The sequence below is a fragment of the Diaphorobacter sp. J5-51 genome, from assembly GCF_001023515.1.
GTDB classification, from domain to species: Bacteria; Pseudomonadota; Gammaproteobacteria; order Burkholderiales; family Burkholderiaceae_C; genus Diaphorobacter; species Diaphorobacter nitroreducens.
Window position 1 is genome coordinate 76,954 of sequence record NZ_JSYI01000054.1, and the last position, 15,103, is coordinate 92,056.

Sequence of the window (15,103 nt, forward strand, 5' to 3'; positions counted from 1 at the left end):
TGCAAAGCCGCGGCGCCGGGGCGGGCCGTACCATGCGCCTTCCGCTCGGCAACCACCGCCTGTCCATGACCGCCCCTGATTCTTCCTCTTCCCCAGGCGCAGGCCGCGCCGGCGCGCTCGGCCATCTGCGCGTACTCGACCTATCGCGCGTGCTGGCCGGCCCGTGGTGCACCCAGAACCTGGCCGACATGGGCGCCGACGTGATCAAGATCGAGAAGCCCGGCGATGGCGACGACACGCGCCACTGGGGCCCGCCGTTCTTTCCCGATGCCGACGGCCAGCCGAGCGAACACGCCTGCTACTTCGCCGCCTGCAACCGCAACAAGCGCTCCGTCACCGTGGACATGGCCACGCCCGAGGGGCAGCGGCTGATCCGCGAGCTGGCCATGCAAAGCGATGTGGTGGTGGAGAACTTCAAGACCGGCGGCCTCAAGCGCTACGGGCTGGACTACGAAAGCCTGTCGGCCCTGAACCCGCGCCTGATCTACTGCTCGGTCACCGGCTTCGGCCACACCGGGCCGTATGCGCCACGGGCCGGCTACGACCTGCTGATCCAGGCCATGAGCGGCCTGATGAGCATCACCGGCCATGCCGATGGCGAGCCTGGCGGCGGCCCGATGCGCGTGGGCGTGGCCGTGATCGACCTGTTCACCGGCATGTATGCCACCACGGCCATCCTGGGCGCGCTCGAGGCGCGCCACCGCACGGGACGCGGCCAGCACATCGACATGGCGTTGCTGGACGTGGCCATGGCGGTGCTGGCCAACCAGGGTGCGGGCTTCCTCAACGCCGGCAACATTCCGAAGCGCCAGGGCAACACCCACCCCAGCGTCGTGCCCTACCAGGACTTTCCCACGCAGGACGGCAACATGCTGCTGGCCATCGGCAACGATGGGCAGTTCGCGCGCTTTTGCGAAGCGGCGGGCACGGACTGGGCCGGCGACGAACGCTTTGCCACCAACGCCGGCCGGGTGACCCACCGTGAGACGCTGATCCCCCTGATGGCCGCCCTCACGCGCACGCGGCCCACGGCCGCCTGGATCGCGCTGTTGGAGGACAAGGCCGTGCCCTGCGGCCCGATCAACCACGTCGGCCAGGCGTTCGACGATGCGCAGGTGCGCGCACGCGGACTGCGCGTGGAGCAGCAGCGCTACCCCGGCGCCCAGCCGCCGGCCGGCGAAGTGGTCAACCGCGTGGTGACCACCGCCAGCCCGCTGCGCTTGTCCGATACGCCCGTCACCCTGCGCTATGCCCCGCCCGCACTGGGTCAGCACACCGACGAGGTGCTGCGCGAGCGGCTGGGGCTGGATGCCGCGCAACTGCAGGCGCTGCGCGCGCAGCGCGTGCTCTGAGGCAGCGTCAGAAGGCGTGGGCCACGCCCACGCCGAACGCCGTGCGCGAGGGGTTGTGTTCGTAGCGCTGGTGCCCCAGGCTCGCGTAGAGCATGGTGCGCTTGGACAGGTGGTACTCCGCCCCCAGTGACGCCATGTGGTGGGTCACCCCGTCGTTCAGCCGCTGGCGGCCATAGCTGGCGCGCAGCGTGGTGACACCCAGGGCGTAGCTGCCGCCCACCGACACCATGCGCGACGTATCGGGGCTGCTCCCCGCGCGGCTGTGGTCGTAGGCCATCATCAGCGTGGCGGCGCCCAGGCGGTAGAGACCGCCCAGGAACAGGTCCTTGTCACCGCTGCCGTTGCGCTCGTAGCCCACCATGGCGGCCACCGGGCCCTGGTCGTAGTTCAGTGCCACCGAGCCGCCGCGCCCGTCGCGGCCGGGTGCCTGGGTGCGCTCGGTCGCGGCGCTGGCATTGAACGAGAAGCCGTCCCAGGTGGGCGAGTCGTAGTAGATGCCGTTGGTCATGCGCCCGTATTCCGCGGCCCCGTTGTTGCTGGCGCGGTCGGTCGGCGTGTAGTAGTGGGCCATGTGCCAGGCGGTGGAGGCAATGCGGTTGAAGTTGGAGAAGGCGTCGAACTTCCATTCCTGGCTCCACATCGCGCTGAGGGCGCGGCCCAGGCGCAACTGGCCCCAGCCGCCTTGCAGGCCCACGGTGGATTCGTCATGCCAGAAGGGCTTGCTGCCCGCCCCTTCGGATTGCCCCGTGTCCAGCTCGAAGCGTGTGCTCAGGCGGAAGTTGGCCTTGAGGCCACCGCCCAGGTCTTCCGTGCCGGCCACCGCCAGATGGCTGCGCTGGATCGTCCCCAGCTTGCGGGTCTTGTCGTAGTCACGAAAGACGCCGGTGTCCAGATAGCCGCTGATGGTCACTTGCGACTGCGCGGTGGCCGGCAGGGCGAGGGCGGCGAGGGTGGCAAAACTGAGAGGCAGGCATTGGGACATGCGCATCCAGGGGAGACTCCTTGTGTGATGAAACGCCCTGCCGCTCCCTCGCGGGGAAGGCATGGGCGTGGCGCTGCCGCAGGCAGCAGGGAGAGCAATGAAACTGGCCATCGTAGGAATGGCCAGCGCGATGACGCGCCCGGCAGACGGTTCGGGATTCCAGGTGGCCACAGGGACTGCGGCCTGCCCGAACAAAAGGGCGCATACAGGCCGCCAAGGGCAGTCTGCACGGCCGATTATAAAAATGGGGTGCGCGCGCGTCATCCGCGATGTCCCGTATGCGCGTGCGCCGGGGCCGGGAAGGGCAGGCAAAGAAAAAGGCGGCCCGCAGGCCGCCTTGCGCACGGAGCGGGCCGTTTCAGGGGTACAGGCCGCGCATCTCGCGCGCATGCAGGATGCGCTTGCAGGCCACGATGAAGGTCGCCGTGCGCAGCGTGACTTTGTTCTCCTGCGCCACCTGCCACACGCCCGCGAAGGCCTCTTTCATGATGCGCACCAGGCGGGCGTTGATCTCGTCCTCGGTCCAGAAGAAGCTGGAGAAGTCCTGCACCCACTCGAAGTAGCTGACCGTCACGCCGCCGGCGTTGGAGATCACGTCGGGCAGCACCAGTACGCCCTTGTCGTTGAGGATGTCGTCGGCCTCGGGGGTGGTGGGGCCGTTGGCGCCCTCGATCACCATCTTGGCCTGGATCCGTCCCGCGTTGTCCTTGGTGATCTGGCTCTCCAGCGCTGCGGGGATCAGGATGTCGCAGGCCACGCCCCAGAAGGCGTCGTTGGCCATGGGCTCGGCACCGGCGAATCCGCCCACGCCGCCGGTTTGCTGCACGTGCGCCAGCAGCGCCGGCACGTCCAGACCCTTGTCGTTGTGGATGCTGCCGGTGTGGTCCTGCACCGCCACCACCTTGGCGCCGGCCTCGGCAAACAGCTTGCCGGCCGTGCCACCCACGTTGCCAAAGCCCTGCACGGCCACGCGCGCACCCTCGATGGCCATGCCGGTCAGGCGCGCGGCCTCCACGCCCACGGTGAACACGCCGCGGCCCGTGGCCTCCACGCGGCCCAGCGAGCCACCCAGGTCCACGGGCTTGCCCGTGACCACGCCGGTGGCGGTGGTGCCCACGTTCATGGAATAGGTGTCCATCATCCAGGCCATGACCTGGGCGTTGGTGTTCACGTCGGGGGCGGGAATGTCCTTGGAGGGGCCGATGATGATGCCGATCTCGCTGGTGTAGCGGCGCGTCAGGCGCTCCAGCTCGGCCTTCGACAGGGTCTTGGGGTCGACGCGGATGCCGCCCTTGGCGCCACCGTAGGGCACGTTCACGGCCGCGTTCTTGATGCTCATCCAGGCCGACAGGGCCATGACTTCGGACAGGGTCACGTCCTGGTGAAAGCGCACACCGCCCTTGCCCGGGCCTCGGCTGACGTTGTGCTGCACGCGGTAGCCCTCGAAGTGGGCGATGGTGCCGTTGTCCAGCTCAATGGGCACATCCACGATCAGCGCACGCTTGGGGCGCTTCAGCGTCTCCACCCAGCGCGCCAGGCTGCCCAGATAAGGGGTGACGCGGTCGATTTGCTGCAGATACACCCCCCAGGGGCCGAGGTGGTTGGGGTCCAGATAGGACGGCAGCGCGTGGGTGGGAAGGGGTGGGTTGGGGGTGTTGGACATGCGGAATTCCTTGGGGAATGTCTACCAAGCGAAGCACTTTATGCCTGTCGCCCAGGGCTGTCCAACGCCGCCATGTTTCCATCTAATGCATTCGATGCATAACCTTGCCATGCCCGCGTCTTGGTGAAATTTGCTCCTTTAAAAGGAGCTGTTGGCGCTTGCCGCGCAAGCGCTAGAGCCCTATTTGACTGTGAAATTTTCCAGCGCGGGGTCGCCCGGTGGGTAGCGCAGTTCCAACCGCTGCAGCACGCCGCGCAGCACGCTGGCGATCATCAGATTGCGGTGCGTCTTGGAGTCGGCGGGCACGATGGTCCACGGCGCCCACGGGGTGTGCGTCGCGGGCAGGAAGGCCTCATAGGCGCGCTGGTAGGCGTCCCACTGCTCGCGCACCTGGATGTCGCCCATGTCGAACTTCCAGTGTTTGGTGGGGTCGTCCAGGCGCTCCTGCAGGCGCTGGCGCTGCTCGTCCTTGCTGATGTGCAGCATGAACTTCATGACCACCGTGCCCGTTTCGGCCAGCAGCCGCTCGAAGTCGTTGATGTGCGCATAGCGCTGGCGCTGCTGCTCGGGCGTGATCCAGCCGTTCACCACGGGCACCAGCACGTCCTCGTAATGGCTGCGGTTGAACACGGTGAGTTCGCCCGCGCCCGGCACCTGGCGGTGGATGCGCCACAGGTAGTCATGCGCGCGCTCCAGCTCGGTGGGCGCCTTCCAGCTCACGGCATGCACGCCCAGGGCGCTCATGCGGCCGAACACGCCGCGCACGGTGCCGTCCTTGCCGGCGGTGTCCATGCCCTGCAGCACCACCAGCAGCTTGTAGCGGCGGTCGGCGTACAGCAGGTCCTGCAGCGCGTCCAGCTCCAGCGCCAGCTCCTCCACGCGGGCCTTGTCCAGCGCCTTGTCGCCGCAGGAAAAGGGCTTGGCGCCAGGGTCGTAGTCCTTCAGGCGCAGCGCGCCGTTGTCCTTGTCGGCGTGCTTGCCGTTCTTGTCGTTCTTGCCGTTGCCGCCGTTCGGGGCGAAGTCCTTGGGCTGCCACTGGCGCCATTGCTTGGCCAGCGCGTCGTCGGCGATGTCAAAGGGTGGCAGGTAGGTGGGCATGAACGCTCCTCAAGATGGTCGGTGCCTGGCTATTGTGGCGCCGGGCTGCTGCCGGGCCGCTGGCGCGCCATCAACTCTACGAAGCGGCGTGCGCCCAGGCCCAGCGGGCGCTCGCGCGACCAGACCACGTCCACCCACAACTGGGCGCCGTTGCTCAGGTTCTCCAGGGGCAGTTCCACCAGCGTGCCGGCGGCGATGCGCGGCGCCACCAGCGCGCGCGGCTGCCAGCCCCAGCCCAGGCCTGCCTCGATCAAGCCCAGCGCGGCCAAGTGGCTGTCGGTGCGCCAATGGTGGCGCGCATAGACGAAGCGCGCATCGGTCTGCCCCAGGTCGCGCCCGGCCACGACGATCTGGCGCGTGCCGGCCAGGTGTTCCTCGCGCAGGCCTGCAGGGCCCGCACCCGCCGCGCGCGGCGCCAGCAGCGGATGTTGCGGCGCGATGACGGCCACCAGGGTTTCGCTGCCCACCTCCTGGAAGTCTTCCCGCCCGTCCAGACTGGGGCGCTCGAACACCAGCGCGAGCTGGGCGCGCCCGGCATGCAGCAGGGCCAGCGCATCGGCCTGGGGCGCGGCCAGCACCTCCACTTGCAGCAGCGGGTAGTCCTGCGCCAGCGTGGCCAGCGGGCCGTGCCAGCGCGCGGCCAGCAGCTCGGGTGCAATGGCCAGGGTCAGGCGCTCCTCCAGCCCCTGGGTCAGCGCCAGCGCCTGGGTGTTGAGCTGCTGCAGCTGCGCCGCCAGCGCGCGTGCCTGCGGCTCCAGCGCACGCGCGGCCGCCGTGGGGCGCGGCTCTCGGCCGCTGCGGTCGAACAGCGGCATGTCCAGCTCGGCTTCCAGCTGGGCGATGGCCATGCTCACGGCCGAGGGCACGCGCGACAGCGCCCGCGCCGCGGCGGAGAACGAGCCGCGGTCCAGCACGGCCAGGAACACGAGGACGTTGTCGGAAGTGAAGGTCATGCGCCAATCTATCAATATTTCTGAAAAAAGATGACTTTTTCCTTCAGATTTCACTCCCTATACTGCGCCGCATGAGTGCAACAACACATGCGGTCGGCCTGCAGGGGCCGAAGCGCCGGGTGGTCTTTGTCACCCTTTACGAAATCATCGCGATCATCGTCTCCAGCCTGCTCTTCATGGCCATTGGCCAGGGCGCGGGCGCTTCGGGGGTGATGGCCGTCGTCGCGTCCGCGCTGGCCATCGCCTGGAACGTGACCTTCAACGCCCTGTTCGAGCGCTGGGAGGCGCGCCAGCGCGTCAAGGGCCGCTCCGTACTGCGGCGCGTGGTGCACGCCGTGGGCTTCGAGGGCGGGCTGGCGTTGGTCCTCATCCCGCTGATGGCCTGGTGGTTCGGCGTGAGCCTGTGGCAGGCCACGGTGATGGAGGCCGGCCTGCTGCTGTTTTTCCTCGTCTACACCTACGCCTTCAATTGGGCGTTCGACCGCGTCTTCGGCCTGCCGGCATCGGCGCAGGCCGTGCCTGCTGCCGCGCCAGCCGGGGTAGCGGTAGGTGCTCCTTAGTTCATAGCTGCTTGCGCTTGACTGGTAAGCGCTAGAGCCATTTTTTACTCTTGCTGTGCAACACCGCCCTGCAGGGAAGGCGGAGCAGCGGTGCGTGCGATGGCGGGCCGCAGTAGCGCCACGAACTCGCGCGCGGCCGCGCTGCGCGAGGCGCCGCGGCGCCACAGCAGCCCGGCGCGGCGCACGGTGCGCGGCTCGGTGAGCACGGCGGCGCGCATGTCGGGGCCCGCGTGCAGGGCCGCATGCTCGGCGGCGATGGTGGCCAGCGGCCCGCTGCGGCAGGCCTGCAGCAGCGCATCCACCGACTCCATCTCCACGCGCACCAGCGGCGTCACGCCCGCCTGGGCGAAGGCCGCATCGATCAGCCGGCGCGTGGCGAAGCTGGCCGGCAGCAGCGCCAGCGGCACGCCCGCCAGCTCGGCCAGCCGCAGGCTGCGCCGCCGTGCCAGCGGATGGCCCTGGTGCACCACCAGGTGCATGCGTTCTTCGAACAGCGGCTCGGCCTCGATCTCCTCGCGGCTGGCCGGATGGAAGGCGATGCCGAGATCCAGCCGGCCGGCGATCAGCAGCTCCTCGATCTGGCCGCTGCGCAGGTCGCGCACGGTGAGCTGTACGCCCGGGTAGCGCGCGCTGAAGGCGGCCACCGCGTCGGGCACGAAGCGCGTGAGGAAGGTGGGGATCACGCCCACCTGGAGCGTGCCGGTCTGCAGCGCGCTCATGTCGGCCACGGCCTGCCGCCCGGCTTCCAGCTCCTGCAGCGCGCGCGCTGCGTGGTCGCGAAAGGCGTGGCCCGCCTGGGACAGGCGCAGCCCGCGCCCCAGGCGGTCAAAGAGCGGCACGCCCAGCTCGGCCTCCAGCTGGCGCAGGCCGTGCGAGAGCGTGGACTGCGTGACGAACAGCGCATCCGCCGAGCGGGTGAGGTGCTCGGTCTCGGCCACGCTCAAGAAGTACCGCAACTGGCGCAGTTCCATGGGTGCAATCCGTTCTAAGGGTTAACCCTAAAACCTGTGACTGTTCGATGGCGTCGAACAAAAACTGCAATATATCTCATTGGATTCGCCCCGATGGCAGCGCTAAGGTCATGGCCCGTAACGCTTTTTTCGCCACGGCCCGCTTTCCATGACGACTTCTCCTTCCGCTTCCGTGCTGCGCATCGAACGCATCCAGGCACGCATCCTGGACATCCCCACGATCCGCCCGCACAAGCTCTCGTTCGGCGCCATCCAGCGCCAGAGCCCCGTGATCGTGCAGCTGTGGCTGAGCGATGGCGCCAGCGGCTTCGGCGAGGCCGCGACCATCGGCGGCCCCTCGTGGAACGAGGAATCGCCCGAGAGCATCCGGCATGCCATCGACAGCTACCTCGCGCCTGCCGTGATCGGCCAGGACGCGGGCCGCTTCGAGCAGTTGCTGCAGCGCATGGACCTGGCCTGCAAGGGCAACCGCTTTGCCAAGAGCGCCGTGGAGCAGGCCGCCATCGACGCCGTGGCGCGCAGCCTGGGCCTGCCCGTGTGGCAACTGCTGGGCGGCAAGCAGCGCGAGAGCCTGCCCCTGGCGTGGACGCTGGCCAGCGGCGACTCCGCCAAGGACATCGAGGAGGCCGAGAAGATGCTGGCCGCGCGCCGCCACCGCATCTTCAAGCTGAAGATCGGCGCGCGCGCGCCGCAGGACGACGTGGCGCACGTGGCACGCATCGCCCGCGCGCTGGACGGCCGCGCCAGCATGACGGTGGACGTGAACCAGGCCTGGGACGGCGCCACCGCGCGCCGCTACCTGCCCGAGATGATCGATGCCGGCGTGGGCCTGATCGAGCAGCCCGTGGCCCAGTGGAACGAAGAGGCGCTGCGCCAGCTCACCGCCACGCTGCCCCACACCGCGCTGGTGATGGCCGACGAGACCGTCTGCACGCCGCAGGACGCGATGCGCCTGGCGCGCCATAACGCCTGCCATGTGTTCTCGCTCAAGATCGCCAAGCACGGCGGCCTGCTGCGCACGCGCGCCGTGGCCGACGTGGCGCGCGCCGCCGACATCGGCTGGTACGGCGGCACGATGCTGGAGACCTCCGTCGGCAGCGCCGCCTCGGCCCATGTGTTTGCCACGCTGGGCGGCACGCACCACAACTGCGAGCTGTTCGGCCCGCAGCTCCTGGTGGACGACATCGTGGAGCAGCAGATGGTCCTTTCCGACTTCGCGCTGCAGTTGCCCGACGGGCCGGGCTTCGGCCTCACCGTGGTGCCCGAGCGGCTCGACCGCTTCGACCGTGCACGCCAGGGCCTCACGCCCGTGCACGTGGACCTGGGCCGCGCCAGCGCGCAGCCCGCCTGAACCCCTTTTTTTGCCAGGAGAAACCCAGATGCTGTTCCTCGTTCGCATGGATGTGAAGATTCCCCACGACCTGCCCGCCGCGCAGGCCGACGAGATCAAGGCCCGCGAGAAGAAATACTCGCAAGACCTGCAGCGTGACGGCCGCTGGCGCCACATCTGGCGCGTGGTGGGCGAGTACGCCAACTACAGCGTGTTCGACGTGCAGTCCAACGACGAGCTGCACCAGCTGCTGTCGCAGCTGCCGCTGTTCCCCTACATGGACATCCACGTGACGCCGCTGGCCAACCATCCGTCGGCCATCGTGCAGGAAGGCGCCGCCGACTGACGCGCGGCCCCCTTTACCCCACATTCCATCCCACAGGAGAGAGACATGGCCGAATACACCGCCCAGCAGTTGCTGGACATCGTCAACACCGTGCACGTGGCCGAGGGCAATGCCCGCGTGCGCCAGATCACGCAGCGCATCGTCACGGACCTGTTCCGCACCATCGAAGACCTGGACGTGACGCCCGACGAGTTCTGGGCCGGCGTGGGCTGGCTCACGCGCCTGGGCGCCAGCGGCCAGACGGGCCTGATCACCGCCGGCCTGGGCTTTGACCGCTTGATCGACATCCGCATGGACGAGGCCGACGAGCGCGCTCAGCGCGCCGCGGGCACGCCGCGCGCCATCGAGGGCCCGTTGTTCGTGGCCGGCGCGCCGCTGTCCGAGCGCGAGGTGCGCCTGGACGAGGGCGAGGAGCCGCCGCGCGGCGAGGTGGTGGTGATGGAAGGCCGCGTGCTCGACACCGACGGCCAGCCCGTGGCCGGCGCGCTGATGGACGTGTGGCACGCCAACGAGCTGGGCCGCTACTCGCACTTCGACCCCGACCAGGCGCCCTACCACCTGCGCCGCAAGATCCGCACGGGGGCGGACGGCAGCTATCGCTTTCGCAGCTTCATCCCACCGGGCTACGCCATCCCGCCGGGCAGCCCCACGGCCGAACTGTTCGACGCCCTGGGCCGCCATGGCAACCGACCCGCGCACATCCACTTCCTGGTGGTGGCAGACGGCCTGCGCACGCTGACCACGCAGGTCAACATTCCGGGCGACAGCTTCCTGGACGACGACTTCGCCTTCGCCACGCGCGACGGCCTGGTGGTCACGCTGGAGCCGGGCACGCCCGCCGCCGGCTATGAATCGCTGGGCATCAGCGCGCCGTTCACCCGCGTGCGCTTTGACTTCGTGCTGCAAAAGGCCCTGTCGGCCGACGAGCAGCGCCCCGAGGCACGCATGGACCGCGTGGCCGCCGCCTGACATCCTGGACCTGAGGTAGACACACCATGACTTTCTCCCGCCGCATTGCCCTGATGGGCGCCTGCACCCTGGCCGCCGCCGGCCTGCTGCCCGCTGCCGCCATGGCGCAGCCCGACGCCCAATGGCCTGCCAAGCCCATCAAGTGGGTCGTGCCCTTCCCTCCGGGCGGCGCCATGGACGTGATTGCCCGCACGCTGGGCGAGAAGGCCGGCCGCACGCTGGGTCAGCCCTTCGTGATCGAGAACCGTCCCGGCGCGGGCGGCAACATCGGCGCCGACGCCGTGGCCAAGTCGCCGGCCGATGGCTACACCATCATGATCACGTCCATCGGCATGGCCACCAACAAGGCGCTGTACCCGCGCCTGAGCTACGACCCGGTGAAGGACTTCGCGCCCATCAGCCTGCTGGCCATCGTGCCCAACGTGCTGGTGGTGAACACCGCCAAGACGACCGACAAGTCCGTGGCCGACGTGATCGCCCATGCCAAGCGCGACCCCGGCAAGCTCACCTATGCCTCGGCCGGCAACGGCACCTCCATTCACCTGGCGGGCGAGGTGTTCGCCTCCATGGCCGGGTTGAACCTGCTGCACGTGCCCTACAAGGGCAGCGGCCCGGCCGTGACCGACATGCTGGGCGGCCAGGTGGACCTGATGTTCGACAGCATCACCTCGGCGCGCCCGCACATCCTGTCGGGCAAGCTGCGCGCGCTGGGCGTGACCAGCGCCAAGCGATCGGCCACGCTGCCGGGCGTCCCCACCATCGCCGAGGCCGGCGTGCCGGGCTACGAGGTCTCGCCCTGGTTCGCCGTGTTCGCGCCCGCGGGCACGCCGGCGGCCATCGTGAACAAGATCAACGCCGCGCTGATCGACGCCATGAAGCAGCCCGATACCGTGGCCAAGTTCGAGACCATCGGCGCCGAGCCCATCGGCACCACGCCGCAGCAGCTGGCCACGCACCTGGACAAGGAGTTGGCCCGCTGGGGTGCGCTGATCAAGGAGCGCAACATCCGCATGGATTGATAGCGAAGTTGCTATGAAATAAGGAGCTTTCAGCGCTTGATAGAAGGGCGCTGAAAGCTCTTTTGGCTTGTAATCTGCGGCCGCGCCTACCGCGGCACGAGGAACACGGTCTTTTCCGACACCTGCGCCCGGTCGCCCAGCGCCTGTACGTCCAGGTGCACGGTGTGCGAACCGGCGGGCGCGGCGCCATAGGGCACCTGCAGCCGCACCGCCACCCAGCGCGACTCGGCGGGGCCGATCTCCACTTCGGGCTCCGAGGCCACCTGCAGCCCCTGCAGGCCGCTGGCCGTGATGCGGTAGCGCTGGGGCTGCTCGGTGGCATTCATGACCTGCACGCGGTAGATGTTCTCCAGTTGCCCACCCGCCACCACGCGCGAGAGCGCGGCGCGGTCGCGCACCACATCCACCTTCAGCGGCGCGCGCGTGACCAGGCTGGCCAGCATGGCCGTGCACAGCGCCAGCAGCACGGCGCTGTAGAACAGCACGCGCGGGCGCAGCACGCGGCGCAGCATCTGTGCGCTGCTCCAGCGGTTTTGCATGCCGTTTTGCGTGGCGTAGCGGATCAACCCGCGCGGGTACTGCACCTTGTCCATCACGGTGTTGCAGGCGTCCACGCACATGCCGCAGCCAATGCACTCGTACTGCAGGCCCTTGCGGATGTCGATGCCCGTGGGGCACACCTGCACGCACAGCGAGCAGTCGATGCAGTCGCCCAGGCCGGCGGCCTTGGCGTCCACCTTCTTGCTGCGCGCGGCGCGCGGCTCGCCGCGCTGGGTGTCGTAAGTGACGATCAGCGTGTCCTTGTCGAACATCGCGCTCTGAAAGCGTGCATACGGGCACATGTACTTGCACACCTGCTCGCGCATGTAGCCCGCAAAGCCATAGGTGGCGAAGCTGTAGAAACCCACCCAGAAGATCTGCCAGGTGCCGTGCAGCGCCAGCAGTTCGCCGCCCAGTTGGCGGATGGGCACGAAGTAGCCCACGAACGTGAAGCCGGTCCATAGCGCCACCGACACCCAGGCGAGCTGCTTGAGCGTCTTGCGCCACAGCTTCTCGAAGGTCCATGGGCCCTTGTCCAGCCGCATGCGCGCGCTGCGGTCGCCTTCGGTCAGGCGCTCCAGCCACAGGAACAGCTCGGTGTACACCGTCTGCGGGCAGGCGAAGCCGCACCACAGCCGCCCCGCCACCGCCGTGAACAGGAACAGCGACAGCGCCGACATGATGAGCAGGCCGGTGAGGTAGATGAAGTCCTGCGGGTACAGCACCAGGCCGAACAGGTAAAAGCGCCGCGCGCCCAGGTCGAACAGCACCATCTGCCGTTCGCCCCACTGCCACCAGGGCAGGCCGTAGAACACCCCCTGGGTGAGCAGCACCAGTGCCCAGCGCCAGCGCGTGAACACGCCGCCGATGGCGCGCGGGTAGATCTTCTTCTTGGCTTCGTACAGGTCGACGTAGACGTCGCGTTCGGCAGCGGGGGGCTGGGTCTGCGGGGCGGGCATGGAAGGGGCGTGGTTGTGATGGTCTTGGGCGAAGGGCGGTCGATCAGGCGCTGGCGCTGTCCTCGCCGATCAGCAGCCGCGTGGCGCTCAGGAAGCGGTGCGGCGGCACCTCCAGGTTCGTCGGTGCGGGCTTGTTGCGGTACACGCGCCCCGCGTTGTCGAACGTGGAGCCATGGCAGGGGCAGAAGAAGCCCCCGGGCCAGCCCGCGCCCAGGCCGGACTGCGGCGCGCCCGGGGCCACGGCCGTGGGCGAGCAGCCCAGGTGCGTGCAGATGCCGATGGCCACGAAGACCTCCGGCTGGATGGAGCGGTGGGTATTGCGCGCGTAGTCGGGCTGCTGGTCCTTGGCCGATGCGGGGTCGGCCAACTGTGCCTCCAGCCCCTGCAGCGACTGCAGCATCTCCGGCGTGCGCCGCACGATCCAGACGGGTTTGCCGCGCCACTCCACCGTGAGCATGCCGCCCGGCGGCAAGCCGGCGATGTCCACCTCCACGGCTGCGCCCAGGGAGCGTGCGCGTTCGCTGGGCGCCAGGCTGCTGACCAGGGGCACGGCCGCGCCGACGGCGGCCAGACCCCCGGCGGCGGCCGTGGCGTGGATCAGGGTGCGGCGTTCTGCGTCGGGCGCAGCGCAGGTGCACGAGGCGGGCAGGGCAGTCATGGCGATTCCTTCACGATGGGCGCGGCCAAAGGACCGCGCGCTTGCTTGTCCTGACTCAAGAGCCGTGCCAGCCTGGCTGCGCGGCACTGCGTGCGAAATCTCCATGTGGAACAAAGGCTTACATCCACCCAAGGAGTCAGCGCTGCCATGGTGGACGGCAGAAACACTGCCAATGCATGCCATTTGTGACACCATATGTCACCATGGCCGACACTCCTGATCTTTCTCCCACCCCGGCGCAGGTGGCGCAGACCGCGCTGCTTGCCTCCTGGCTGGAGGGGCTGCCCGAGCCGCACATCCTGTTCGACCGCGGCTACCGCATCGTGGCCGCCAACGGCGCCTACCGTCGCCAGTTCGGCCAGGGCGCGCCGGTGGTGGGGCGCACCTGCCATGCGGTCTCGCACCATTCACCCGTGCCGTGCGACCAGGCGGGCGAGACTTGCCCGCTGGCGCGCTCGCTCTTCAGCGGTCAGCGTGAGCGCGTGCTGCACCTGCACCACACCCCGGCGGGTGAGGAATACGTGCAGATCGAACTGGTGCCGCTGCGCGACGAGGCGGGCCAGCCCCAGTACTTTCTGGAGAAGATGGAGCCGCTGCGCATTGCCCAGGGGCAGCCGGGCGCGCCGGGCATGATCGGGCGCGCGCCCGCGTTCCAGGCCGTGCTGGAGCTGATCGCGCGCGTGGGCCCGTCGCAGGCCAGCGTGCTGCTGCTGGGCGAGTCGGGCACGGGCAAGGAGCTGGCCGCGCGCGCCGTGCACGAGGCCAGCCCCCGCGCGGGGCGGCCGCTGGTGGTGGTGGACTGCGCCAGCCTGCCCGAGACGCTGTTCGAGAGCGAACTGTTCGGCCACGAGCGTGGCGCCTTCACCGGCGCCCATGCCGCACGCGCCGGCCTGGTGGAGGCGGCGCACGGCGGCACGCTGTTCCTGGACGAGGTGGGCGACATCCCGCTCACCATGCAGGTCAAGCTGCTGCGTTTGCTGGAAAGCGGCACCTACCGCCGCGTGGGCCACACCGAGCTGCGCCGCGCGGACATCCGACTGGTGGCGGCCACCCACCGCGACCTGCGTGCCATGGTGCGCGAGGGGCGGTTTCGCCAGGACCTGTACTACCGCCTGAGCACCTTTCCCATCCAGCTGCCCGCGCTGCGCGAACGCCCGCAGGACATTCCGCTGCTGGCGGAATCGCTCCTGCAGCGCGTGGCCGGAGGGCGGGGCCTGGTGCTTGCGCCCGCGGCGCTGCGCCGGCTGGCGCAGCACCCCTTCCCCGGCAACGTACGCGAGCTGCGCAACGTGCTGGAACGTGCCGCGCTGCTGACCGACGGCGCGGTGGTGACCGCCCATACGATCGAGCGCGCGCTCTCGTTCGATGCGCCCGCGGCGGCGCCGGCCCGCGCTGCGCAGCAGCCCGACCATGCCACCCTGCGTGACATCGAATCCGAGGCCCTGCGCGCGGCGCTGGCGGGTGGGGCCGCGTCGCGTCGCGAATTGGCACGCGCCCTGGGGGTCAGCACGCGCACGCTGTACCGCAAGCTGCGACTGTTACGGGAGCAGGGCTGATGCTCCTTGTTTGATAGCTGTCAGCGCTTGTTGTGATTGGCTTGCGGTCTGTTTTTGCTTGAACCAACCACCGGCCCGTGTAGGGGCCACGTTCTGGGCGCACAGTGCACGCGGGGGTATATCCATATGCCTGCCCCCCAAAGGTGG

At 69.1% G+C, this 15,103-nt stretch carries 14 protein-coding genes; 7 read left to right on the forward strand and 7 right to left on the reverse strand.

The features are described 5' to 3' along the window. Positions 1–65: 65 nt before the first annotated feature. Positions 66–1,352, forward strand: a complete 1,287-nt coding sequence (locus tag OX89_RS07705; protein WP_047350229.1) for a CaiB/BaiF CoA-transferase family protein — start codon at positions 66–68, stop codon at positions 1,350–1,352. Positions 1,353–1,359: 7 nt separating this feature from the next. Here the strand turns inward: OX89_RS07705 and OX89_RS07710 are convergent, their stop codons facing one another. The 4 genes from OX89_RS07710 to OX89_RS07725 all read right to left on the reverse strand — a co-directional run bounded on the left by OX89_RS07710 (position 1,360) and on the right by OX89_RS07725 (position 6,048). Next, entirely contained in the window at positions 1,360–2,340 is a 981-nt protein-coding gene (locus tag OX89_RS07710; protein WP_047350169.1) for a porin, read from the reverse strand. A gap of 352 nt (positions 2,341–2,692) precedes the next feature. After that, positions 2,693–3,997 (reverse strand): Glu/Leu/Phe/Val dehydrogenase, encoded by a 1,305-nt coding sequence (locus OX89_RS07715; protein ID WP_012655257.1) that lies wholly within the window; start codon positions 3,995–3,997, stop codon positions 2,693–2,695. Between the two features lie 180 nt (positions 3,998–4,177). Continuing rightward, positions 4,178–5,095 carry a phosphate--nucleotide phosphotransferase gene (locus OX89_RS07720; protein ID WP_047350170.1) on the reverse strand — a complete coding sequence of 306 codons (918 nt, stop codon included), beginning with the start codon at positions 5,093–5,095 and terminating at the stop codon, positions 4,178–4,180. A gap of 29 nt (positions 5,096–5,124) precedes the next feature. Then, positions 5,125–6,048 carry a LysR family transcriptional regulator gene (locus OX89_RS07725; RefSeq protein ID WP_047350171.1) on the reverse strand — a complete coding sequence of 308 codons (924 nt, stop codon included), beginning with the start codon at positions 6,046–6,048 and terminating at the stop codon, positions 5,125–5,127. A gap of 71 nt (positions 6,049–6,119) precedes the next feature. Between OX89_RS07725 and OX89_RS07730 the strand changes: the two genes are divergently transcribed. After that, a complete protein-coding gene (locus OX89_RS07730) occupies positions 6,120–6,608 on the forward strand; it encodes a PACE efflux transporter (RefSeq protein WP_047350172.1) in 489 nt (162 codons plus the stop codon). Between the two features lie 44 nt (positions 6,609–6,652). On the opposite strand, the gene cynR is transcribed toward OX89_RS07730, so the two are convergent. Further along, positions 6,653–7,579 carry a transcriptional regulator CynR gene (gene cynR, locus OX89_RS07735; protein ID WP_047350173.1) on the reverse strand — a complete coding sequence of 309 codons (927 nt, stop codon included), beginning with the start codon at positions 7,577–7,579 and terminating at the stop codon, positions 6,653–6,655. A 148-nt stretch (positions 7,580–7,727) separates the two neighbouring features. On the opposite strand from cynR, the gene OX89_RS07740 reads away from it, so the two are divergent. From OX89_RS07740 to OX89_RS07755, 4 genes are read left to right on the forward strand one after another with little or no spacing between them, the layout of a single operon-like run. Further along, positions 7,728–8,930 carry a muconate cycloisomerase family protein gene (locus tag OX89_RS07740; protein WP_047350174.1) on the forward strand — a complete coding sequence of 401 codons (1,203 nt, stop codon included), beginning with the start codon at positions 7,728–7,730 and terminating at the stop codon, positions 8,928–8,930. Between the two features lie 28 nt (positions 8,931–8,958). Next, on the forward strand, positions 8,959–9,255 hold the full coding sequence (gene catC, locus OX89_RS07745) for a muconolactone Delta-isomerase (protein WP_047350175.1): 297 nt from the start codon (positions 8,959–8,961) through the stop codon (positions 9,253–9,255). Positions 9,256–9,300: 45 nt separating this feature from the next. After that, positions 9,301–10,224, forward strand: a complete 924-nt coding sequence (locus OX89_RS07750; protein WP_047350176.1) for a dioxygenase — start codon at positions 9,301–9,303, stop codon at positions 10,222–10,224. A gap of 26 nt (positions 10,225–10,250) precedes the next feature. Then, entirely contained in the window at positions 10,251–11,243 is a 993-nt protein-coding gene (locus OX89_RS07755; RefSeq protein ID WP_047350177.1) for a tripartite tricarboxylate transporter substrate binding protein, read from the forward strand. A gap of 86 nt (positions 11,244–11,329) precedes the next feature. On the opposite strand, the gene ccoG is transcribed toward OX89_RS07755, so the two are convergent. Together ccoG and petA are read right to left on the reverse strand one after the other, a co-directional pair. Next, positions 11,330–12,742: a cytochrome c oxidase accessory protein CcoG gene (gene ccoG, locus OX89_RS07760; protein WP_047350178.1), complete on the reverse strand. Its 1,413-nt coding sequence runs from the start codon at positions 12,740–12,742 to the stop codon at positions 11,330–11,332. Between the two features lie 43 nt (positions 12,743–12,785). Beyond that, positions 12,786–13,400: a ubiquinol-cytochrome c reductase iron-sulfur subunit gene (petA, locus tag OX89_RS07765; RefSeq protein ID WP_011803614.1), complete on the reverse strand. Its 615-nt coding sequence runs from the start codon at positions 13,398–13,400 to the stop codon at positions 12,786–12,788. Between the two features lie 203 nt (positions 13,401–13,603). Here petA and OX89_RS07770 point away from each other — a divergent pair, with 203 nt between their 5' ends. After that, a complete protein-coding gene (locus OX89_RS07770; protein ID WP_047350179.1) occupies positions 13,604–14,956 on the forward strand; it encodes a sigma-54-dependent Fis family transcriptional regulator in 1,353 nt (450 codons plus the stop codon). Positions 14,957–15,103: the final 147 nt, after the last annotated feature.

Bases quoted from the DNA above. Each gene is read 5' to 3' on its own strand.
- OX89_RS07730 (WP_047350172.1), top strand. From the start codon at position 6,120: ATGAGTGCAACAACACATGCGGTCGGCCTGCAGGGGCCGAAGCGCCGG.
- OX89_RS07750 (WP_047350176.1), top strand. From the start codon at position 9,301: ATGGCCGAATACACCGCCCAGCAGTTGCTGGACATCGTCAACACCGTG.
- OX89_RS07740 (WP_047350174.1), top strand. From the start codon at position 7,728: ATGACGACTTCTCCTTCCGCTTCCGTGCTGCGCATCGAACGCATCCAG.
- OX89_RS07715 (WP_012655257.1), bottom strand. From the start codon at position 3,997: ATGTCCAACACCCCCAACCCACCCCTTCCCACCCACGCGCTGCCGTCC.
- OX89_RS07705 (WP_047350229.1), top strand. From the start codon at position 66: ATGACCGCCCCTGATTCTTCCTCTTCCCCAGGCGCAGGCCGCGCCGGC.
- OX89_RS07770 (WP_047350179.1), top strand. From the start codon at position 13,604: ATGGCCGACACTCCTGATCTTTCTCCCACCCCGGCGCAGGTGGCGCAG.
- ccoG (WP_047350178.1), bottom strand. From the start codon at position 12,742: ATGCCCGCCCCGCAGACCCAGCCCCCCGCTGCCGAACGCGACGTCTAC.
- OX89_RS07720 (WP_047350170.1), bottom strand. From the start codon at position 5,095: ATGCCCACCTACCTGCCACCCTTTGACATCGCCGACGACGCGCTGGCC.
- petA (WP_011803614.1), bottom strand. From the start codon at position 13,400: ATGACTGCCCTGCCCGCCTCGTGCACCTGCGCTGCGCCCGACGCAGAA.
- OX89_RS07755 (WP_047350177.1), top strand. From the start codon at position 10,251: ATGACTTTCTCCCGCCGCATTGCCCTGATGGGCGCCTGCACCCTGGCC.
- OX89_RS07725 (WP_047350171.1), bottom strand. From the start codon at position 6,048: ATGACCTTCACTTCCGACAACGTCCTCGTGTTCCTGGCCGTGCTGGAC.
- cynR (WP_047350173.1), bottom strand. From the start codon at position 7,579: ATGGAACTGCGCCAGTTGCGGTACTTCTTGAGCGTGGCCGAGACCGAG.
- OX89_RS07710 (WP_047350169.1), bottom strand. From the start codon at position 2,340: ATGCGCATGTCCCAATGCCTGCCTCTCAGTTTTGCCACCCTCGCCGCC.
- catC (WP_047350175.1), top strand. From the start codon at position 8,959: ATGCTGTTCCTCGTTCGCATGGATGTGAAGATTCCCCACGACCTGCCC.